Origin of the sequence: Geobacillus thermopakistaniensis (genome assembly GCF_000498995.1) — a bacterium.
GTDB classification, from domain to species: Bacteria; Bacillota; Bacilli; order Bacillales; family Anoxybacillaceae; genus Geobacillus; species Geobacillus thermoleovorans.
Genome location: NZ_AYSF01000078.1, coordinates 38,429 through 59,414 on the forward strand (window position 1 = coordinate 38,429; position 20,986 = coordinate 59,414).

Sequence of the window (20,986 nt, forward strand, 5' to 3'; positions counted from 1 at the left end):
GAGGGAGGTGTATTTATGCCAACTCAAAATTTCCGAGTAGGGGAATTGCTTAACAAGCGCACTCGTAATAGCAAAACGTGGATTAATTTTGACGGTTCATATACAACGGAAATTTACGCTGGTGACGTTCATTACCAGGATGAAAACGGGAATTGGCACAACATCGACACAGACTTGTACGATGAAGCTGACCTTGACCAAATCGACTTTCCTGTTGCAAAAGAAGGCGCGGATGTGTTCCGTGTCATGAAAGACGCGGCACAACGGATGAAAAAGAAAAACATCCTTGACCGTGACATGATGGATTATCAGGGGTTGAAAGTGCCTTTCGATTGCCGAATCCCTAAAAATTTCAGACGTGGGTATACAGTCGGTAAAGGTAAAAATAAACTACGTTTCGTTCCGGTTGGAGCAAGTCCGGCCAAAGGATATATGGAGGAAGGCAAAAAGAACTGTATACACTATCAAGACGTATGGAATGACACAGATGTTTGCCTTGAAGTCATGCCAAACGGCGTGAAAGAGACGATCATTTTGAAAAGCGACCGAGCGCCTTCCTCCTTTTCTTTTGAAGTGGATGGGCCGTTAGAGGATGATTTGACCGCAGGGAATTTGAAACTCCAGCCTGCGTGGTTAGTAGATGCAAACGGGGAACGGCGGGATGTTGCGCAAACTATTCGGCGAGAGGGAGATAAAACCTATATTGATTTAGTGGCTGATGTAACTGGGCTTGTGTATCCGATTGAGATTGACCCAACAGTGACGATACAGCCCGATTCAACCACAAGCAAAGACACTTATGTGGATTCTTATAGCCCAAACGCGACACCTTATAACGCTTCTTTTGCAAGATTCGGTTATTATTTGAACAATTCACAAAAATATAGAGCTTATCTTCAATTTGATGTTTCACAAATTCCTGCCGGAGCGGTAGTGACGAGTGCACTTTTAGGATTGCAAATTAGTGGCGAGTCAAATAATGCCCCATATAGCTATTTAATTCATAGGGTGACATCTAGTTGGAGTCAAACAAATTTATCTTGGAACAACCAACCTTCTTTTGACACAACAACTAGTATCCAGTATGACACAACGGGGTCTATCTTAGATACGAATATATCTATCGAAATTAAAGATTTTGTGAATTTGTGGCTGAGCGGAACCCCAAATTACGGGATCGTCATAAAAGATAAAGTCGAGGGAGGTTACTCGTGGAAAGAATTTTGTACGAGTGAGCATTCGACTGTTTCATATAGACCAAAGCTCACAATCACATACAACCTTCCACCAACCGCCCCAACGGTCACAGCGCCAAACGGCGGGGAAACGTGGAATGCACAGCATACGATTACGTGGAGTCCGGCAACCGATCAAGATGATCCGAGTTCAACGGAGAAAATCTACAATAACACAGAGAACGGAATTTTTTACATTAATAGCGGTGATTGGGTAAGTCAAGAGTTTACGATTGATAAGGATTATGGATATTTATCTAGCGTAAGAATGACTTTTGCATCTATAAATGGCGGGGTCGTAAAAATCTCTTTAACCAATTCTGTTGGCGGTCAGCCTGGGTCTACTGTATACGAAGCCAAAAACGTGACAATACCGGCGTCATCAAGTTATTATGCTGTGACGTTGCCGTTGACAACAAAATTGAAGTTTTCGGTAGGCACAAAGTTATGCATTAAAGTGGAGTTTATTAGTGGCTCGGCAAACGATATACAAGTCAGATACAACAGTTCCGATGCGACATACAGCGGCGGGAGTTTATATCATAAACAGGGCAGTAACAACCCTATATTGAAAGGCGATGCCTTGTTCGGAGTAGCCTTCACAGAAGCGACCCCACAGAATATGTTGCAATACCATATTCAACTCTCAACCAACAACGGTCAGAGTTGGAAGGATATTGTGACGTTGACATCGCCTGGGGCGACATCGTACACATATGATTTCACCAACGAGCCGGAAACGTCACTTGCGAAAATCAGAATTCGAGCATATGACGGAACTTCCTATGGCCCGTGGGATGAGAGCAATGGTGTGTTCACCATTCAGCACAATCAGGCGCCGACTGTACCAACGAATCTTTCACCAAGCGGAGGAACACCAAGAGACAGGGCGTCCATCATTCGTTTGTCATGGCAACACAACGATGCGAACGGTGATCCACAGGCTAAATTTGATTTACAGTGGCGGCAACAGGGTGCACAGACATGGAACACAGTGACGCAAGTGACGACGAACCAATACTGGGATGCTCCGGCCAATACGTTTCCTAGGGGAACGATTGAATGGCAGGTGAGGACGTATGACCAAGCAGGATTATCAAGTCCGTATTCCAACATTCAAACATTCTTCGCAGGGGATAAACCAACGAGTCCAACTATCACCGATCCCAGCAACGGCGCAACCGTTCCTGTGGCCAATCCTGTTGTTCAGTGGAGTTCAGTTGGTCAGACGGCGTATCACGTTAAGTTGCTGGATGTAAATGATACTTTATTGTGGGAAGCACAAGTAACCAGCACAAACAAGGCGCAGACGATTCAATACAACCTGGCAAATAACACGGATTACAAAATTCAAGTTGCCATTCAAAACGCGGACAACTTGTGGTCTGATTTCGTCACTGTCAACATCCATGTTTCCTACACACCGCCAGCGGTTCCAATTGTGTCTACGACGAAGGGCGAGGGAATCATCACAATCACGATAGACAACCCAACACCCACAGGAACCCAGCCGAACGTATCCTACAATGAGGTGTATCGCCGGAAACAAGGTGAATCCACTTGGACGCGAATTGCAACGAATATACCGGCTGATACCTCTTTTGTTGACTACACGCCAGCAAGCGGGCAAGTATATGAGTATTTCGTTCGCGCCTGGGGAACAAATGGAACATATGCCGATAGTTTGATAGTCAGCCGGTCTATTTCTTTGCAAGGGATTTGGCTTCACGAAGCGGACAATCCATTAGCGACGCTTCATCAATTCAAATTGGTGAGTGATCGCAGTGAAAATTGGCAACCTACTGCGGCAATGATGCAATTTGCAGGGCGAAGATTGCCGGTTGCAGAATACGACGATACAGAACAACGCACTATCAGCATGAAGATAACCGTATTGAAAAATAGTGATGATCGGGAAGCTATTGAAAGGTTGATTCGTTCCAAAAATACACTTTGCTACCGTGATGGCCGGGGAAGAAAAATGTTCTGCCATGCTTTCCAACTGCCGGTCGATGATGAGGTTTATGGAAATACCGTCAGCCTTACATTTGAGGAAGTTTCTTATTCAGAGGAAGTCTAAAGAGCTTCCTTTTGTTTTTTAACAAAGAGAGGTGGTTTATATGCCGTCTAATACAAGGAGCATCTTAACCGATGTAAACGGAAAACCGATTCCTCAAGTTTTTAATCCTGCAACCGATCAGTTTGAGACTCATCAAGGAACGAATGGTTCTGCACATGTTCGGGTGACGGATAGTGTCGCATATGACCTAGCTGACGATATGTTGAAGGTGAAGTCGCTTCAAAAGAAGTGGAAAGATGCGTTCACCGGTCCATCCCTTGACCCGAATAAATGGGAAGTTGTTCAGCAAGGTCCTGGGATGACAATCTCTCAATCAGGGGGAGTTCTAACGATTAACACAGGAACTACTCCTAACTCCGAAACAATTATCCAATCAAAAGAAGTGTTCACTGATCCGGTTCGCGCATTATTCGGATTAATGCTTTCTCAGCGTATTGCCAACCAAGAGTTTTATGTAGAATTTGTTTCTGTTGACCCTTCTACGTTGCAGGCAGATGGGCAACATGCTGCAGCATGGCGTATGAAGTATGAAGACTATACTTCTGCGGCTAACTACGCTGTATATGAAGTTCAAAGTGGTGGTTTATCCCGTTTGGCTTCAGGAGCATCATATATTGCCAACAACCTTACTTCTTGGCAAATTCTTGAGATTGAAATTTTCTCAGACGAAGTTTGGTTTCACTCTAGAGCGATGGATAGCGCGTCCGGTCGTTCTGCTTCATTTGTTCGTCATCAACAGATTCCGGACCCGAATGCACTTTACAAAGTACGGATTCGTGCCAAAAACTTGGGAACGGCTCCTGCATCGGCAACGAATTTCAAATTTCAGTTTGTTACTGTCGTTGATTATGCGGAACTCACGGCAGAAATTACAGCTGGGCGAGGGAATGTAGCTTCCGGACAAGCGTTAGGTGTTCAAGTACTGAATACACCGACAGTCATTGGTCGTATGGATGCAAACAGCGTAGTCTACACAGATACGACAACCAATTTGGCAGCAAGTGCTACTTATACCGGGGCTTCTCGTGATGCCGGTTCGTCGTATCAAGCCTACAATCGTTTCAGGGTGACTGTCATGCACACGGCAGGATTAACCCCCGGGCACTTGGTGATTGAGCAATCTACCGATAACTCTACATGGAGGGAAACTCATAGGGTGCCAATTCCAAGTGATGGTTTATATCGTACTTTCGACTTTCCTTGGAACCATCGTTATATCCGAGTGAAATTTGTGAATGGGGCAACAGCGCAAACGGCGTTTTTCTTGGGAACGATGCTTGTTCGCTCTGATGGGGGAACCGACTTCGATAAAACGATTTCGTTTGTTCACTCAACAACGCCTCTCGGAGCAAGCGCAACCTTCACAGGAGTAACATTAAATCTCGGTGGAAACCATTCTTTCAATCGTCACCGTGCGTTAGTCTATGCCGACCAAGCTGGAACATTGTACCTCGAACAATCTCGAGACGGTTCAACTTGGCGTACTACTGCACAAGCATCGGTTTCAGCAGGACAGACCGTTGAATTAGAAGATTTGATTGTCGCGCAATATGTACGAGTACGTTACGTAAACGGAGCGACAGCGCAAGGAGCGTTTGAACTGCAGTCGGCACTTGTTAGGCAATAGGTAGGTGATTCGTATGCAACCTCTAGCAAGAGATGGTTTTACAGCCGAACAAGTGAAGGCAGCTATCCATATGGCAGGTGGGTCGAGAAAAATTGATTTCCGATACGAGCTGTTGGATAAAAACGATAATGTCATTGGTGATCTGAACAACGTCATCGACGCTGAAATTTCAATGGATTCCCTTGCTTCCATCAAACGAACGGCAAAATTCCGGTTGAAAGATGATGGGAGTATCAATTTTTTATCTGACCGTATCCGACCATATCTTCGTTTATATGTACCGCCTGGACGACTTTTAGGGCGGTATTATTATTTCTTTCAGTCGAGTTTTTCTGCCGAGTTTGATTTACGAGTGGCACCCGAAAAAGGGGGATGGGTGGAGTTTCCTCTTGGAATCTTTCTTTTATCGAGCCCAACACGTAAAGACTCAAACCAAAATATTTATCGTGATGTTGAAGCATATGACGGGCTTTTGATTTTACGCGACGACAAATTTGACACTCGCTACACAGTGAGAGCCGGAACGAACTATCGGCAGGCCGTCATTGATATTCTTGCTAGTGCCGGCATAACAAAGCACAACATCGAACAAACCGACAAGGTACTGCCGGTCGATATGGAATTTGAACCTGGCAAAGAAAAATTGGAAGCAATCAACGCTTTGCTGACGGCAATTAACTATACACCGATTCATGTCGATGTGTACGGATACTTCACTAGCATGACATACCGAAGCCCGTCCATCCGTTCGGCTGAATACACATACAAAGATGATGAGTTGTCCATCATTTATGCCGGAATGGAGGAAGAATTAGACCTTTTCAACGTGCCGAACAAATGGGTAGTCTTATGCTCGAACGCGGAGCAGTCACTGATGTCATCGTACACTAACAGCAACCCGAACAGCCCGACAAGCACAGTGAACCGTGGCCGAACCATCGTTGACTATCGAGAAGTAACGGACATTGCCGATCAGCAGTCTCTTGACGCATATGTACAGCGCATTGCTTTCGAGGCGAGCCAAGTATACGGAAAATTAACTTTTGAAACAGCCTTAAACCCGTTACATGACTACATGGACGTATTGGAGATTGACTATTCACCGTTAGGCATCAAAGGTAAGTACGTCGAAACCGGATGGACAATGCCACTCAAAGCAGGCGCTCGAATGAAGCACGAAGTCCGTAAGGTGGTGGCTATATGATAGACCACGATTTTTTTATTTCTGCATTCATGAATCCAAAACAAGAGAAAATCATTCAATTTGCGAGGGTGGACCCGAACTACACAAGCGGTCGCCCTCGTTTGATTTTTGACGGGGAAAGTACGGTGTCTGGTAAAGCATATCCGTATTTGGCAAGCTACACTCCGGCAGCAAACGACCGAGTGATGGTAGTCAAAGGTGTTGTTGTAGGGAAAATTGTCTAGAAAGGTGTGATTCGATGGAACAACGTGTTGCAAAATTGGAAGCTGATGTGACAACGCTCCGCGATGATATGATCGATGTCAAAACCCGTCTAGCGGTCGCAGAATCAAACATTAAAGACATGCGCGAAGATATTTCAGCGATCAAAAGCAACACAACATGGATTTTGCGTTTGATTATCGGCGGCATCGTGGGAGCGGTGCTGTCTTTTATTTTGAGAGGGGGGGTCCAGTGATGGAGCAAATTCTTTCAATTGAGTTTACGGCGTATGTCGCGCTGGCTGTTCTGTTGTATGCGATTCGCCAAGCAGCCAACATCCCGAACCGCTATATCCCGATTGTCGCGGTTGTGCTAGGCGTGGCATTCTCAACATTGGAGAATCACGCCTTTTCATTTGACGTGCTAATTGAAGGACTGAAATATGCCTTGTATGGGATTGGTTCTGTAGCAGCTGTAAAATATGCACTTGAAAAGGCTGGTGAACAACAATGACAATCGGATTGAAAGAGCTGCTTGAAAAAGCGGAGAAAAAACTGCAAGGTGTGCATCCTCTTGTTGCGGCGAAAGCACGACAGCTCATCGAACAGGCGTACAAGGAAGGAATCAACGTCATCATTACACAAGGATTGCGTACAATTGAAGAACAAAACGAATTGTATGCACAAGGCCGCACGAAGCCCGGAAAGATTGTGACGAATGCGAAGGGTGGCTATTCGTATCACAATTTTGGACTAGCGTTTGATTTTGCCCTTTTGAACCCAGATGGCAGCGTCAGCTGGAACGTCGATGACAAGTGGAAACGTGTTGCTCAAATCGGAAAGTCTCTTGATCTGGAATGGGGTGGCGATTGGAAAGACTTCAAGGACTATCCTCATTTTCAGTATACATTCGGCTTGTCGCTTGCCGACCTGCGCGCAGGGAAGCGTCCGCTGGAACAAGTTGCCAAACCAGTTAGCGCGGTATCCGCAACACAGACAAAAGCAACACCTCAAACGTACACAATACAAAAAGGCGACACGCTTTCTAAGATCGCTAAGAAGTACAATACAACAGTAGATGCACTACAGAAACTGAACGGGATTCGCAATCCGAATTTGATTCGCGTCGGACAAAAATTGCGTGTGAAATAATCCAGGCCTACCCGCTTTGGGTAGGCTCTTTTTATACATCGAAAAAATCCTCTCGTTTCACTGAATATCCCAATGATCGCAATGCCCGTTCCACCTTCACCCAAGTAGAAATGCGTGGTGTGTATTTCGGATCTTTACACATATTCGAGATCGTCGTCCTTCCCACTTTTGCCTTTCGTGCGATTTCCTCCTGTGTCAATCCCATTCGATCCACCCATTTTCCAAATTTGCTTCTTGGTTTCCCCAGACCAAACACAAAAATCCCTCCTGTGCTTTTTAGCCACAGTCTTGTCCAAAAATCCCGAATTTAAACCTAATGCAAAAATGTGGAATAATGGACAAGCACGCTTAAATACGATGTATCAGACGCAAACGATAACGAATTACCCGACGCACTCGTTGTCGCGTCCAGTCGTCGAGGACATCATCGTTTTACCTATTCGTGCTCGTATTCGACCGTAGACACGGAAAACGACACGAAAAACTGCGTTATATCAGTGCATCACGCCGTTTTGAGCTATTCGCGGTGCAGGCGACTATCCTATCGGATATTTAAGGATTGGCGGTGGGGAGGTGGCACCTATTGTTTTTTGAAGTTCTATCGTCACTTGTGGCTGGCGGGATTGCGGTAACCGCATATTTAAAACAGCAAGGAGTGGGTAACGATAAAACAAAAATTGAGCGCATCGCTGCAAATACCGGTCTCGTCACAAAAGACGGAAAGCAAATCCGAATTCATCGCCATACGAGGGGGGATGGGTTTACCGAGTACGTTTTTCAAATTCCGTTAGGTTTATCGTTCGCAGACTTCGAAAAGAAAAAGCACGTTTTTGAAGACGGTCTCAACATCAAACGTAGCACTCTCGATATATCCCTTGCAGACCTCAAAACGATCAACCTTCACGGCAATATCCTCGAACAAATCAAATCAATCCTCGCTAATAAAAAGAAACTCCGAAAAGAAATCGAAATGTCTTTCGATGGAATGTTAAAGATTCGTGTGTATGAAAGGCCTTTAACTGATTTCCTTACGTTTGATGAAACGATGCTCTCACGTTGCAACGGCTGGGAAATACCAATTGGTGTTTCACGGACCGAATTCGTCAAACACGATTTTGACACGATCCCGCACATGATTGTAGCTGGAGCCACCCAAAAAGGAAAAAGCGCTTTTCTGAAACTGCTTGTTACGTCATTGATTGCACTGCACCCAGATGATGTGCGATTTACCATCCTCGACTTAAAAGGCGGCTTAGTGTTTGCGAAGTTTAAAGACGCTCGGCAAGTCGAGTGCGTGGCGAAAAATGTGCATGAATCCATCGAGGCTCTACGAGCGATTCGAGAGGAGATGAATAAGCGGTTAGAACACTTCCTCGACGCGGGCATCGAAGATGTTCGGGCAGCTGGAGTAAAGGAACGTCATTTTGTGATCGTCGACGAAGCGGCACAGATCGCCAGTGCCGGGGAGACGGATAAGGAAATCAAACGTCTCAAAATAGAGTGCGAGCACATCCTTGCCGAAATCGCTCGCGTGGCCGGCGCACTTGGCTATCGTTTGATATTCTGCACACAATACGCGACAGCTGACACATTGCCCCGTCAGGTGAAACAAAATGCCGATGCAAAGCTATGTTTCAAACTACAAACTGAAGTGGCCAGCCAAGTGGTGCTAGGTGAAGGAGAAACCGATGCTGCCCATTTACCACTCATTCCAGGGCGTGCAGTTTACGTGACTGATCGGAAGCAGATCGTGCAGTGTGCATATCTCACAAACGATGATATTAACCGGCTGATCGGCCCACATATCAACATCAGACCGCGGAAGGAGGAGAAGAACGTTGAGAAGAGCAATCAAGAAGGAACAGCGCCAAGAAGCTATTCTCTCGTCATTAGCGAAACTTGATTACTTAACACGGAGCCAGCTGCAAGTTTTGCATGATTTAGGGAGCGCACGCAATACAAGCCGCGTCATGAAGGCGCTGGAACCGTTTGTAACGAAGTTTTTAGACGGGGAGGCAGTTTACTATCTGACAAAAGAAGGACGTGATAGAACGGGCGCTAAGCGGGTTAGAAAGCGCACGATACAGGCAAGGCACTATATTATGCGGAACGATATCTATATCGCATACGGATGCCCGGAATCCTGGCGAAACGAAGTGAAGCTAGAGGTAAAAGGTGTTGTGTCTGTCGTTGCTGATGCGCTGTTTATACACGAGGGTCGCTATCATATCGTCGAAGTCGATCATCAGCAGAAAATGAGCGTCAATAAAGCCAAGATCGCCAAGTACCGCAAGATGATCGAGCTAGGCGTATTTAAAGCGCTGCCGGTCTTTATATGGATGACGACGACTGAATATAAACGCAAACAGCTTCTTGAGTTGTGTGACGGGATGGACGTCAAGGTGTTTTTAGCGAGCGAATTTCATTGAAGGAGGACAAAAATATGGTCAGACAAAAAATGGAGAGGGTAGGTACGATTAAGGAATTTATACGAGGAGAATTCACTTGTAAAAAAACGGTCATAAAGCGCGATACTCTCTGTACTGCAGCTACGGTAGCCGGCGGATCCATCTTTCTGACGTTGACAGGCGTGGATTTTGCCCATGCCTCCGCAGTCAGTGGGGCGGTCTACGACAAGATTACGAATGCATTTATGCCACTGGTAGAGCTGGTTAAAGGTTTATCATATCCGATTGCACTAGTCATTATGTCCGGCGGAGCGCTCATGATTATGATCGGGAACAAGGAAAAAGGGTATACGATGATCCAAAATTCTGCGATTGGTTATATCTTGGTCCAAATGATGCCGTTGCTGATGGATTTACTTGTCGAGCTGGCAAAAGCGCTCTGAAGGGGAAATGGTCATGAAAACATCCTTGTGAAACTCCTATTGCTGCAAACGACCGTCGTCGATCACCGACTGCAATATGCGATGATCGAGACAGACGATGATCAGGAACAGGCGTTTATCGATGGAGTAATGTCAGCGTGTGAGTTTTTCGAGAAGGCGTTGGATCATATTATAGATATAGATGAGATACACTAATTGTGTATAGCATTAACAAGTGTATCAGTACAATCGCCATTCCACGCTCATGTCGGCGTATCGCAATATTAAGGATGAAAAGTTCCGCTACTATATTTTGAAGCAAAAATCGGATGTGTTCCACGCGATGAAAACATTTTTCCGCAAAGAAGAGAGCAAGCAGCTTGTTTGATCCTCTTGTTGGCTGGAAGGGGGATTTCTTTTTTTTTGGAAGCGGGGAAGAGCGGTTTCCTTCCCCGTTGGATACGTTATTGCTTTTGTAATGTAGCAACCATGGCGAGCACGGCGCCAAGCACGTCTTCGCTGCTTGGAGCGTGTACGGTCAATAGCATCGGCGTCGGTTGGGCGCTGGCGATGACATGAACCGTGACGCCGTCTGTTTGGGCGGTGTACCAAACCGCATCAGTGAACGGCTTAGGCAACCCGTCCGTTTGTTGGCGGGCGGCGTTGGCGTCGACTGCTTGGGCATGTTCTTTCGCTAGTTGTTCATAGTTTGTTTCACCCGGAGAAAGCAAGCGGATGCGGGCGAATGCGTCGCCATGAAGCAGGACATCGGCACTCGGTTCTTCGGCGTCAAGCGTCCACCCTTCCAAAACATAGAGGGAAAAATGTTGATTGTCGCTCGTTTGCAGCGTCGCTGTTTCGGTGATGGTTTGGTTTCCTGTCCGATAGGACAAAGAAGTCGTTGGCTGCGAAGAGGCAGGTTGCTCTTCGTCAGCGGGCGGCTGCCCGGAGGTTTCTTCCTTTGCGGCTGCTTGTCTACTCGCCGCCGCATCCGATTGGCCGGAAGAAGCTTGCTTTTCGTTTGGCGGCTGCACATTGGCGGACGTTTCTCTTGAGGCGGCTGGCTGTTGTTCTTTCGCTGCTTTTGTTGCTGACTCCTGCGCTTTCATTCCGCAGCCAACCAGCAAGGCGGAGGCGACAGCGAGAGAGAACAACAGTTTCCAGTATCGAGTCATGTTCATTCCTCCTTACGTTCCATATACTCCCCATTATACCAATTGAAACGGTGGAAACAAACAGAATGGTTTCCCTATTTTTTCTGCTTGTTTGTTTTTGCACGTTGTTTGACGTGCAAGGCGATATGCGCCCCGCCCCAAACAGCGGCGACGAGCAGAACGAGTGAAGCAAATCCGTAAAGCATGTTGTCCCCCTCCTCATGTATACTAGATGGCAGGATCCACAATAATGTATGAAACGCGTTTCAAGGCAAGTCTTTTTTAGGGAGTGTGTGAATATGGCCAATATCCGTGACTTGGCGAAAGAGGCAGGCGTATCGGTGGCTGCTGTATCAAGGGTGTTGAACGGATATCCGTATGTGAGCGAGGAAAAGCGGAAGACGGTTGGGAAGCAGTGGAGAAGCTCAATTACACGAAAAATATTCAGGCCGTCCATTTGGCGAAAGGAAGGGCAGCGATTGTCGGCGTTATGCTTCCGTACATTCATCATCCTTATTTTTCTGCGATAATGGGAGGTATACCCAAAGAGGCGCTCCGTTATGGCTACCAACTGCTTTTGGTTCAGACGAATTATGACGTGGAGAGGGAACTCGAGGCGTTAGAGCGGCTGCGGATGAGGCAAATGGATGGGCTGATCGTGTGCTCCCACGAAGTGGGCTGGGAGGCGTTTGCCGCTTATCAGGAAGACGGTCCCATCGTTTTATGCGAACATGTCAGAGAGCACGATTTTCTTGCTGTTTACACCGTCGCTTTGCCACATTTTCAGCTGGGAGGGAAAGCGTTTCGCCTGATTCATCATTGGCTGGAGACAGGCAATGTGACGCGAAAGCAGGAAGAGCTGCCTGCCCGGTTGCTGGTGCGGGATACGGCATAATAGGGCCTGGCTTTCCGTCTCTGACAACCAGCTTGAAGCCGCTCGAAACGGCATCGTGTTATGTTGCTCTCAGATGGTACCGATTCACTGGGCGTCCGACGCCGCCGTATTGAACATCGAGCACGACTTTTCCCGTTTTCTCAAGGTACTCCAAATAGCGGCGGGCGGTGACGCGGGCGATGCCGACTCCTTCGGCCACTTCCTCGGCGGAAACGGGGAAGCGGTGTTGGCGCAAATAGGCGATCACTTTTTCCAATGTTACCTCATTCAGTCCTTTCGGAAGCTCGGAGGACGGTCCGGCCGGTTGTTCAGTCGCCCGCCTTAGGGCATCGAGTTCCACCTGGGTGAGCGATTCCTTTTCCGCAAGCGACCGGCGGAACGTCCGATAATTTTCCAACGCCTGTTTGAGCCGTTCAAATTTAAACGGTTTCACAATGTAATCGAAGGCGCCGTTTTGCAGGACGCGGCGCACCGTTTCAATGTCGCTCGCCGCGGTAATGGCGATGATATCAACTTCATGGCCGCGGGCGCGGATTTGTTTTAATGTTTCAAGGCCGTCCAGCTGCGGCATGTAAATATCAATCATCGCTAAATCCGGACGGAGCTCGTGAATGAGGCGGAGTCCTTCTTCACCGTTTCGAGCGAGGCCGATGACGGTGAAGCCGTCCACTTGTTCAATCATTTGCCGGTTCACTTCTTGCACCATCGGGTCATCCTCGATCAACAACACGCGATACATAGCCTTTTCCTCCTTCGTCTCGACGGGAGTGTCTTTCGCGGCCGCCGCTGCATGAATGGGTAGTCACATATCAAAGGTAACAGTAAACACCGTTCCTTTCCCTTCCTCCGACTGCACATCGATGCGCCCGTTTCCCTTTTCCACAATTTGCTTCACCAAATACAAGCCGATGCCGCGTCCGTTTTCCCCTTTGGTTGAAAAGCCTTCATCAAAAATGCGGTCAATATGCTCGCGAGCAATGCCTTGGCCGTTGTCTTCGACCGAGAGGGAACAAATTTCTTCATTTTGTTCAAGGCTGACGTAAATTTCTTTTTCCCGGTCGGTTACGCCGCGAAAGGCATCGAAGGCGTTTTCAATTAAATTGCCAAGGAGAACAACAAAATCATGGTGATCGAGATGCGGCGGAAAGCGGTGCAGCCGGCTGTGCCGGTCGATTGTCACGCGGATGCCGAGCTCCTTGCCGCGGCGGATTTTGCTTAAGAGCAATCCAGAAATGCTTTCGTCCTTGATGTTGCGGCTTAAAAACTGCGTCAGTTCTGCTTGTTCCTCTGTAACTTGGAACACGTACTCGAGCGCTTTTTCAATATGGCCGAGCTGAATAAGGCCGGCGATCGTATGAAGTTTGTTCATGTATTCATGATTTTGCACGCGCAAGGCGTGGACAAACGCCTTTACGCCCGTCAATTCTTCGGCCAGCCGTTTCACTTCCGTCCGGTCTTGGAAAATGGCGATGGCGCCGACCGTTTTTCCGTTGACTTTGATCGGGATGCGGTTGCTCCAAATCGTTAAATTGCCGATCTGCAACTCCTTATTGTAAATCGGCTTGTTTACTTCCAAGATTTCCGGAAGGTGTGTGTCCGGAATGATGGAACGGATCGATCGGCCGATGACATCCCCTTTGACGCCGAGCATTTGTTTTGCCCGGTCGTTGAAGATGGTAATTTTTTTATCGCTGTCAATGGCGATGACGCCTTCATGCATGGCGTTAAACGCTTCCGTCCGTTCGATCAGCAGCTTGGCGATCTCATGCGGTTCCAGCTCAAACATTTGCCGCTTGATATGGGAGGCGAGCAGCCATGCGCCAATTCCACCGACAACGAGCGACAAAACGACCGCTACAGCAGCTTCTTCTTTCAAAGAATCAATGGCTTCAAAAAACGTCGGCAACCGGTAGGCGGCGATGACGACGCCAATTTGTTCGTGATCGCTGTTCATAATGGGAACGAAGGCGCGAACCACTGTCCCGATTTCCCCGCGGGCTTTGGAAGTGTACGTATGTTCGGCAAACGCCGGCCCCTCATCAGCACCGCGGGAGATCGTGCCGATCATCGCAGGAAGCGGATGGGAGAGGCGCACTTTGTTCATATCGAGAACGACGATATAGTCGGCGCTGTGAATGACGCGCACCCGCTCGACGACCGGATTGATCAGCGCCCGGCTTTGTTTGTTTTCGACAATATGGCGTCTGACTTCGGGCATCTCGGAGACGGTGCGCGCGGTTAGCAAGGCGCGCTGGCTGAGTTCCTCCTCCTTTGTATGGAAAAAGTCGCTGATGATGAATACACCGCTCAGCAACATGGAAAAGCTGACGATGGCGAAAATCAAAATCGTAATTTTCCAGCGAATCGGCAGCCGGTTCATGGCGGAACTCCTTTTTGGCAATCATGATTGCTGTTGAACATGCCATATGAATCGGGAAAGGAATAAATCAACGTTTTTTTTCATTATACCAAATCTTCTTGAATGGAAAGAAACGAAAGGTGTAAAATGGCGGTGGGGAACAAATATTCTGCCCGCCAGCATAGAAGATGGGGCATACGTAAGGCGTGGCGATTGCTGCTTTCAAACCGAATCCGTGAGCTCCAGCCGCTTTTTTGCTTCAATGATTCGAGTCGGCGGGGAGCATTCCGTTGGAGTGCAATTTTAGCAATAGGATGGAAGAATGGTGTGAACAATGGGGAAAAAGTGGAGAGCATGGACAATCCTTTTGTTTGTCGGCCTCGGTCTGGTCGGCTGGGCAGCTAGCCGTCAACTGGGACGTGAACCACTTGTTTATGACGACGAGCAAAAGGGGTTGAAAAAGCAAATCATTATTTATTTCAGCCATGTCGTAGCAGAGAATACGCCAAAAGGGTTGGCGGCGCAAAAGTTTGCCGAGCTCGTCGAGCAAAAAACAAACGGCCGCGTCAAAGTCGAAGTGTTCCCGAACGGCTCGCTTTATTCGGATGGGGAAGAGCTTGATGCGCTGTTGCGCGGCGACGTGCAAATGATCGCGCCATCATTTTCAAAGGTGACAGAGCTTGTCCCCGAATGGCAAGTGCTCGATTTGCCGTTTTTGTTCCGCGATGAGGACGACGTGCGCCGCGTGTTTACTGGAAAAGTGGGCGCCGAGCTGCTTCGGATGCTGGAGGCAAAAGGAATTAAAGGACTGGCGTTTTGGAGCAATGGATTTAAGCAAATGATGAGCACAACCCGTCCGCTCATCGCCCCTGACGATTTTCGCGGCTTGCGTTTTCGCATTATGCCGAGCGAAGTGATTGAAAAGCAGTTTCGTTTGCTTGGCGGTGAACCGGTTGCTGTTTCATTTGACCGCGTTTATCAGGAGCTTGAACAGCATAAGTTTGATGGGCAGGAAAATACGATTTCTAATATTTATTCGAAAGGGTTTTACAAATTTCAACCGTATATTACAATCAGCAATCACGGGTATCTCGGGTACGCAGTCATGATGAATCAGTCATTTTGGGACAGTTTGCCGAAAGACATCCAGCAAAAAATAACTGAAGCGATGGCTGAAGCGACGCGTTGGAATTTAGAGCAGTCGAAAGAGCAAAACGAACGGGAGCTCAAGCAGCTCGAGCGGCGTGAAGATGTCTTCCTTTACCGGCTGTCGGAAGAGGAGAAACGGAAATGGGAGCAGAAGTTCGCCCCGCTGTACGACGAGTTTACGAGGCAGTTTGGTTCCGGGCTTTTGAATGAAATTAGAGGATCGTAATAGGCTTCCGCGGGCGGAAGCTTTTTTGTTTTTGAACAGCAAAAAAGGTCAAGACCAAAAAGACCAAAACGACCATTATCACCATAATATTTTGATTTCAACGATTTTTCTTTATGATAATGTTGAAAGCGTTGCCAATATATCGAAAGGAGTGGGAGAAATGCGGAGAAAACTGAAAAACTTGACGGTGCAAGTCATCATCGGCATTATTTTAGGGATCATTGTCGGATTTCTATTTCCAGAATTCGGAGCGAAGTTAAAAGTATTGGCAGACGGATTTATTAAGCTGATTAAAATGGTGATCGCCCCGATCATTTTCTTCACCGTCGTCATCGGAATCGGCAATATGGGCGACTTGAAAAAGGTCGGCCGCATCGGCGGCAAGGCGCTCATTTATTTTGAAATTGTCACGACGTTTGCGTTGGCGATCGGGATTGTCGTCGTCAACCTTGTCAAACCAGGGGTTGGGTTTCATACCGATGCAGTAAAAGGCGGCGACATTTCACAATACACGAAACAAGCGGAAGAAACAAGCCACGGTTTTGTTGACTTCATTTTAAGCATCATTCCCGACAACGTCGTTGCCGCGATGGCGAGCGGCCAACTGCTTCCGGTGCTCTTCTTCGCCGTGTTGTTCGGTTTAGCGGCTGCCGCGCTTGGGGAAAAAGCAAAACCAGTGATTTCCTTGTTTGAACGGCTGGCAGAAATTTTCTTCGGCGTCGTCAACATGGTTATGAAGGTGTCGCCGATCGCCGCGTTCGGCGCGATGGCGTACACGATCGGCACGTTCGGCCTCGGATCGCTCGTGTCGCTCGGTAAACTGATGGGTTCTGTTTACATTACGATGGCGCTTTTCATTTTCGTCGTGCTTGGCGGGATTGCCAAGTTTTATGGGTTTAACATCTTTAAGTTTCTCGCTTATATCAAAGAGGAACTGTTGCTTGTTTTGGGCACGTCTTCGTCTGAATCAGCGCTGCCGCGGCTGATGGAACGTTTGGAAAAATACGGGTGCTCGAAATCGGTTGTTGGTCTTGTCGTTCCGACAGGGTATTCGTTTAACCTAGACGGCACATCGATTTACCTGTCGATGGCAGCCATTTTCATCGCCCAAGCGTACGGCATTGATTTAACCATTTGGCAAGAGCTGACGTTGCTTGGCGTATTAATGCTCACCTCGAAAGGGGCAGCAGGGGTTACCGGTTCGGGATTCATTACGTTGGCAGCGACTTTGGCGGCGTTCCCGATGATTCCGGTCGAAGGCATCGCCTTGTTGCTTGGGGTTGACCGCTTCATGTCGGAAGCGCGGGCGATTACGAATATTATCGGCAATGCTGTAGCGACAGTGGTTGTTTCGAAAATGGAAAACGAGTTTCATCCGAACGAAGCTGAAGTGGAGCGCGCCTCGATGAGCGTGGCCAAATAAGAGTCAGGAGCCGATCTGCAAGTCCAATTGACAGCTTTTCCGTTCGCATGTTTCTGACTGCGTCGGGAAAGGAGCCGCACGCTGCAAATCGCCGAATGGATGAAAAAAGGAATGCAATGACAGCGCGAGGGGAACGTTTCCCCTCGTTTTTGCGTTGATTTTCCCCTAAAGAAAGAACAAGAGGGACGTGGGGAAGTGAGAAAGGAGAGCAAGCATATATTTTGATTTTCTTTCCCTCTTTTCCCATAATGAAACTATAATGACGCTCGAGGAGGAGAGGATATGAACGGCCTGCAAGATTGCGCCACTTTGCATAACGGGGTGAAAATGCCTTGGGTCGGCCTTGGCGTTTATAAAGTCAAAGAAGGGGAGGAAGTAAGAAGCGCGGTGCGCACCGCGCTCGAGATCGGCTACCGCCATGTCGATACAGCCGCTTTTTATGAAAACGAAGAAGGTGTCGGTCGAGCGATCCGCGAATCCGGCATTCCTCGCGAACAAGTGTTCGTGACAACGAAAGTATGGAACACCGATCAAGGGTATGAGACGACGCTGAAGGCGTTTGACAAAAGTTTGAAAAAACTCGGGTTCGATTATGTCGACTTGTATTTGGTCCACTGGCCGGTGAAAGGGAAGTATAAAGAGACGTACAAGGCGCTGGAAAAGTTGTATAAAGACGGTTATGTGCGCGCGATCGGCGTAAGCAATTTCCATATCCACCATTTGCAAGATGTACTGGCGGATTGTGAAATCAAGCCGATGGTCAACCAAGTCGAGTATCACCCGCGCCTGACGCAAAAAGAGTTGCTTACGTTTTGCCGGGAAAACGGCATCCAGCTTGAAGCATGGTCGCCGCTCATGCGCGGGGAAATTTTAAGCGAACCGACGATCATTGACATTGGGCGCAAGTACGGGAAAACGCCGGCGCAGGTGGTGTTGCGCTGGGATTTGCAACACGGCGTTGTGACGATCCCGAAGTCGGTGACGCCGGCGCGGATCAAGGAAAACGCTGATATTTTTGATTTCTCGCTGACCGACGAAGAAATGAAACAGATCGACGCGTTGAACTTGAACAAACGGGTCGGTCCTGACCCAGACAATTTCAATTTTTGATGTCCCCATCAGCCAAATAGCGCCTCGATGCAGGCGCTGTTTTTTTTTGAAACCGGAGCGGGCCGTTTGACGTATGAAAAGGTGAGCAAGTACAATAAATAATAGTATACACATTTGATGAACATTGAAAAAACGGAGGGTGCTGTGATGCTATTCCATCCGATGGATATTTTCATTTTTATCGCCTTCCTGATATCGCTTTGGGCGCAATGGAAGGTATCAAGCAATTTCAATGCCTGGTCTGAAGTTCCAGCCTCATCGGGGTTGACGGGGGCGGAAGTGGCGCGCATGATTTTAGACCGCCACGGGCTGCACCATGTGCCGGTGGAGGTCGTGCCAGGGAGATTGTCCGACCATTATGATCCGATTTCCCGCACGGTCCGTTTGTCGGAGCCGGTCTTTTATGGGCGTTCAATCGCTTCCATTTCCGTTGCCGCCCACGAGGTTGGCCATGCCGTTCAACACCAGCAAGGCTACGCTGCGCTCGTCCTTCGCCACCGGATGTTTCCGATTGTGAACTTCGCTTCGGGCGTTGCGCCGTTGTTGTTGCTCGTTGGATTTGTGCTCCATCAATTTTCGCTGATTGGACTCGGCATTTTGTTTTTCTCGCTGGCGGTGGCCTTCCAAATCATTACCTTGCCGGTGGAGTTCAACGCGAGCGCACGGGCGAAGCGGTTTATGCTGGCTGAAGGGTTGATCGCCCCAAATGAAGCGCGCGGCGTAAACAAAGTGCTTGGCGCGGCGGCGCTGACATACGTCGCGGCAACGTTGATTGCCGTGTTTGAGCTGCTGAAATATGTGCTCATTTTCACCCAAGGGAACAATAATGAGGAATCGTAACATATTGGGCCGCCTAAGGCGGCCCAGCGGCATCATCGTCTATCAGCTGCAATGGAAACTTTTGTGTGCAGGAGGTGTAACCTGGGCGCTTCATCCGCGCTCGGAGACGAATTGGATATAGCCAGTTTGCTGTTGGTGGCGTTTCTCATCGCTTGCACCGCCTTTTTTGTCGCTTCTGAATTTGCGATCGTCAAGGTGCGCAGCTCGCGCATCGATCAGCTTGTCAATGAAGGGAATCGACGGGCGGTCGCGGCGAAAAAAGTGATTTCGAATTTGGACGGCTATTTATCGGCGAACCAGCTCGGCATTACGCTCACCTCGCTTGGCCTTGGCTGGCTTGGGGAGCCGACGGTGGCGCGGATGTTGCTGCCGCTGTTTGAACGCCTCCATTTATCGGAATCCGTCTCCCACTTTTTAGCGTTTATCATTTCGTTTTCGCTCATCACCTTTTTGCATGTCGTCGTCGGTGAATTAGCGCCGAAGACGTTTGCCATTCATAAGGCGGAAGCGATTACGCTGTTTACGGCTCAGCCGCTCATCTGGTTTTACAAAATCATGTATCCGTTCATTTGGACGCTCAACAACTCTGCGCGGCTCGTGACGCGCCTGTTTGGCCTCAGGCCGGTGGCGGAGCATGAAATCGCCCACTCTGAGGAGGAGTTGCGCCTCATTTTATCAGAAAGCTACAAAAGCGGGGAGATCAATCAGTCAGAGTACCGCTATGTCAATAACATTTTTCGTTTTGACGACCGCATAGCGAAAGAAATTATGGTGCCGCGCAAAGAAATTGTGGCGCTCGATATTAACAAAAGCGTCAAGGAAAACTTGGACATCATTCGCGAAGAAAAGTATACGCGCTATCCGGTCATTGACGGCGATAAAGACCATGTGCTTGGACTCATCAACGTGAAAGAGGTGTTTACGGACTTTATTGCCAATCCGTCCAACGAAAAGCAGATGAAAGACTATATCCGCCCGATCATTCAAGTGATTGAATCGATCGCCATTCACGATTTGTTGGTCAAAATGCAAAAAGAACGCATCCATATGGCGATTTTGGTCGATGAATACGGCGGCACGTCTGGACTGGTTACAGTCGAGGACATTTTGGAAGAAATCGTTGGCGAAATCCAAGATGAGTTTGATATTGATGAAACGCCGCTGATTCAAAAAATAGACGATCGATTGATCTTGGATGGCAAAGTGTTGATCAGCGAAGTGAATGATTTGCTTGGGCTGGACATTGACGATGATGACGTCGATACGATCGGCGGCTGGATTTTAACGAAGCATTATGATATCAAACCAGGCGAGAGTGTAGAAATCGATGGCTACTTGTTTACGGTGAAGGAAATGGATGGCCATCATGTGAAATCGCTGGAAGTGGCAAAAAAAGAGCCGAGCAAAGAGGAGGAGGCGGCAGGCGCCGAAGAGGAGGAGTTGCGTTTGTAAGGCAGACGGGGGCGTCTGCCTTTTCTCGTTTCGGCCGAGAAATCCCCTCC

General features: G+C 48.1%; 22 protein-coding genes and 1 pseudogene. 19 read left to right on the top strand and 4 right to left on the bottom strand.

The window, feature by feature from the left end; genetic code table 11:
• Positions 1-15: 15 nt before the first annotated feature.
• Genes T260_RS1000000140340 through T260_RS124710 form a run of 7 tightly spaced genes read left to right on the top strand, consistent with a single transcriptional unit; the run spans position 16 to position 7,498 of the window.
• Positions 16-3,315: a DNRLRE domain-containing protein gene (locus tag T260_RS1000000140340; RefSeq protein WP_023634404.1), complete on the top strand. Its 3,300-nt coding sequence runs from the start codon at positions 16-18 to the stop codon at positions 3,313-3,315.
• Positions 3,316-3,355: 40 nt separating this feature from the next.
• The gene (locus T260_RS1000000138330; RefSeq protein WP_023634405.1) at positions 3,356-4,942 is read left to right on the top strand and encodes a hypothetical protein; all 1,587 of its coding nucleotides are present in this window, start codon (positions 3,356-3,358) and stop codon (positions 4,940-4,942) included.
• Positions 4,943-4,955: 13 nt separating this feature from the next.
• Positions 4,956-6,146 (top strand): hypothetical protein, encoded by a 1,191-nt coding sequence (locus T260_RS124730; protein WP_023634406.1) that lies wholly within the window; start codon positions 4,956-4,958, stop codon positions 6,144-6,146.
• Entirely contained in the window at positions 6,143-6,370 is a 228-nt protein-coding gene (locus T260_RS124725) for a hypothetical protein (protein WP_023634407.1), read from the top strand. The genes T260_RS124730 and T260_RS124725 overlap by 4 nt, the downstream gene beginning before the upstream one ends.
• A gap of 14 nt (positions 6,371-6,384) precedes the next feature.
• Positions 6,385-6,603, top strand: coding sequence for a hemolysin XhlA family protein (locus T260_RS124720; protein WP_023634408.1), 219 nt, complete (start codon positions 6,385-6,387; stop codon positions 6,601-6,603).
• On the top strand, positions 6,603-6,860 hold the full coding sequence (locus tag T260_RS124715; protein ID WP_031213123.1) for a phage holin family protein: 258 nt from the start codon (positions 6,603-6,605) through the stop codon (positions 6,858-6,860). The genes T260_RS124720 and T260_RS124715 overlap by 1 nt, the downstream gene beginning before the upstream one ends.
• Complete coding sequence (locus tag T260_RS124710) at positions 6,857-7,498, top strand: LysM peptidoglycan-binding domain-containing protein (protein ID WP_023634410.1); 642 nt, start codon at positions 6,857-6,859, stop codon at positions 7,496-7,498. Before T260_RS124715 ends, T260_RS124710 begins: the two co-directional genes overlap by 4 nt.
• 31 nt (positions 7,499-7,529) lie before the next feature.
• Here T260_RS124710 and T260_RS1000000139040 read toward each other — a convergent pair whose 3' ends face one another.
• Entirely contained in the window at positions 7,530-7,703 is a 174-nt protein-coding gene (locus T260_RS1000000139040; protein WP_306372131.1) for a helix-turn-helix transcriptional regulator, read from the bottom strand.
• 378 nt (positions 7,704-8,081) lie between these two features.
• On the opposite strand from T260_RS1000000139040, the gene T260_RS124705 reads away from it, so the two are divergent.
• The 5 genes and pseudogenes from T260_RS124705 to T260_RS1000000139045 form a co-directional block, all read left to right on the top strand.
• A complete protein-coding gene (locus tag T260_RS124705) occupies positions 8,082-9,401 on the top strand; it encodes an FtsK/SpoIIIE domain-containing protein (protein ID WP_023634412.1) in 1,320 nt (439 codons plus the stop codon).
• The gene (locus T260_RS0120835) at positions 9,337-9,927 is read left to right on the top strand and encodes a replication-relaxation family protein (protein WP_023634413.1); all 591 of its coding nucleotides are present in this window, start codon (positions 9,337-9,339) and stop codon (positions 9,925-9,927) included. The genes T260_RS124705 and T260_RS0120835 overlap by 65 nt, the downstream gene beginning before the upstream one ends.
• A 14-nt stretch (positions 9,928-9,941) precedes the next feature.
• On the top strand, positions 9,942-10,349 hold the full coding sequence (locus T260_RS124700) for a hypothetical protein (RefSeq protein WP_023634414.1): 408 nt from the start codon (positions 9,942-9,944) through the stop codon (positions 10,347-10,349).
• A 27-nt stretch (positions 10,350-10,376) separates the two neighbouring features.
• Positions 10,377-10,544, top strand: a complete 168-nt coding sequence (locus tag T260_RS1000000139855) for a hypothetical protein (protein WP_023634415.1) — start codon at positions 10,377-10,379, stop codon at positions 10,542-10,544.
• A gap of 16 nt (positions 10,545-10,560) precedes the next feature.
• Positions 10,561-10,716 (top strand): annotated as a pseudogene (locus T260_RS1000000139045) (sporulation protein YhbH); the annotation flags it as partial.
• Positions 10,717-10,792: 76 nt separating this feature from the next.
• Here the strand turns inward: T260_RS1000000139045 and T260_RS124695 are convergent.
• Complete coding sequence (locus T260_RS124695) at positions 10,793-11,503, bottom strand: DUF8580 domain-containing lipoprotein (RefSeq protein ID WP_023634418.1); 711 nt, start codon at positions 11,501-11,503, stop codon at positions 10,793-10,795.
• 233 nt (positions 11,504-11,736) lie between these two features.
• Between T260_RS124695 and T260_RS1000000140655 the strand changes: the two genes are divergently transcribed.
• Together T260_RS1000000140655 and T260_RS1000000138335 are read left to right on the top strand one after the other, a co-directional pair.
• Positions 11,737-12,012 (top strand): LacI family DNA-binding transcriptional regulator, encoded by a 276-nt coding sequence (locus tag T260_RS1000000140655; protein WP_306372130.1) that lies wholly within the window; start codon positions 11,737-11,739, stop codon positions 12,010-12,012.
• Positions 11,898-12,377, top strand: a complete 480-nt coding sequence (locus T260_RS1000000138335; RefSeq protein WP_236620458.1) for a type 1 periplasmic-binding domain-containing protein — start codon at positions 11,898-11,900, stop codon at positions 12,375-12,377. The genes T260_RS1000000140655 and T260_RS1000000138335 overlap by 115 nt, the downstream gene beginning before the upstream one ends.
• Positions 12,378-12,435: 58 nt before the next feature.
• On the opposite strand, the gene T260_RS124690 is transcribed toward T260_RS1000000138335, so the two are convergent.
• A complete protein-coding gene (locus tag T260_RS124690) occupies positions 12,436-13,116 on the bottom strand; it encodes a response regulator (RefSeq protein WP_023634420.1) in 681 nt (226 codons plus the stop codon).
• A 63-nt stretch (positions 13,117-13,179) separates the two neighbouring features.
• Positions 13,180-14,757, bottom strand: coding sequence for an ATP-binding protein (locus T260_RS124685; RefSeq protein ID WP_023634421.1), 1,578 nt, complete (start codon positions 14,755-14,757; stop codon positions 13,180-13,182).
• Between the two features lie 313 nt (positions 14,758-15,070).
• Between T260_RS124685 and T260_RS124680 the strand changes: the two genes are divergently transcribed.
• The 5 genes from T260_RS124680 (at position 15,071) to T260_RS124660 (ending at position 20,936) form a co-directional block, all read left to right on the top strand.
• Positions 15,071-16,111 carry a TRAP transporter substrate-binding protein gene (locus tag T260_RS124680; RefSeq protein WP_014194935.1) on the top strand — a complete coding sequence of 347 codons (1,041 nt, stop codon included), beginning with the start codon at positions 15,071-15,073 and terminating at the stop codon, positions 16,109-16,111.
• A gap of 160 nt (positions 16,112-16,271) precedes the next feature.
• The gene (locus tag T260_RS124675; RefSeq protein WP_025039067.1) at positions 16,272-17,534 is read left to right on the top strand and encodes a dicarboxylate/amino acid:cation symporter; all 1,263 of its coding nucleotides are present in this window, start codon (positions 16,272-16,274) and stop codon (positions 17,532-17,534) included.
• A gap of 282 nt (positions 17,535-17,816) precedes the next feature.
• Positions 17,817-18,644: an aldo/keto reductase gene (locus T260_RS124670; RefSeq protein WP_011230066.1), complete on the top strand. Its 828-nt coding sequence runs from the start codon at positions 17,817-17,819 to the stop codon at positions 18,642-18,644.
• A 147-nt stretch (positions 18,645-18,791) separates the two neighbouring features.
• The gene (locus T260_RS124665) at positions 18,792-19,484 is read left to right on the top strand and encodes a zinc metallopeptidase (protein WP_011230067.1); all 693 of its coding nucleotides are present in this window, start codon (positions 18,792-18,794) and stop codon (positions 19,482-19,484) included.
• Positions 19,485-19,595: 111 nt separating this feature from the next.
• Complete coding sequence (locus tag T260_RS124660) at positions 19,596-20,936, top strand: hemolysin family protein (RefSeq protein ID WP_011230068.1); 1,341 nt, start codon at positions 19,596-19,598, stop codon at positions 20,934-20,936.
• Positions 20,937-20,986 lie beyond the last annotated feature (50 nt).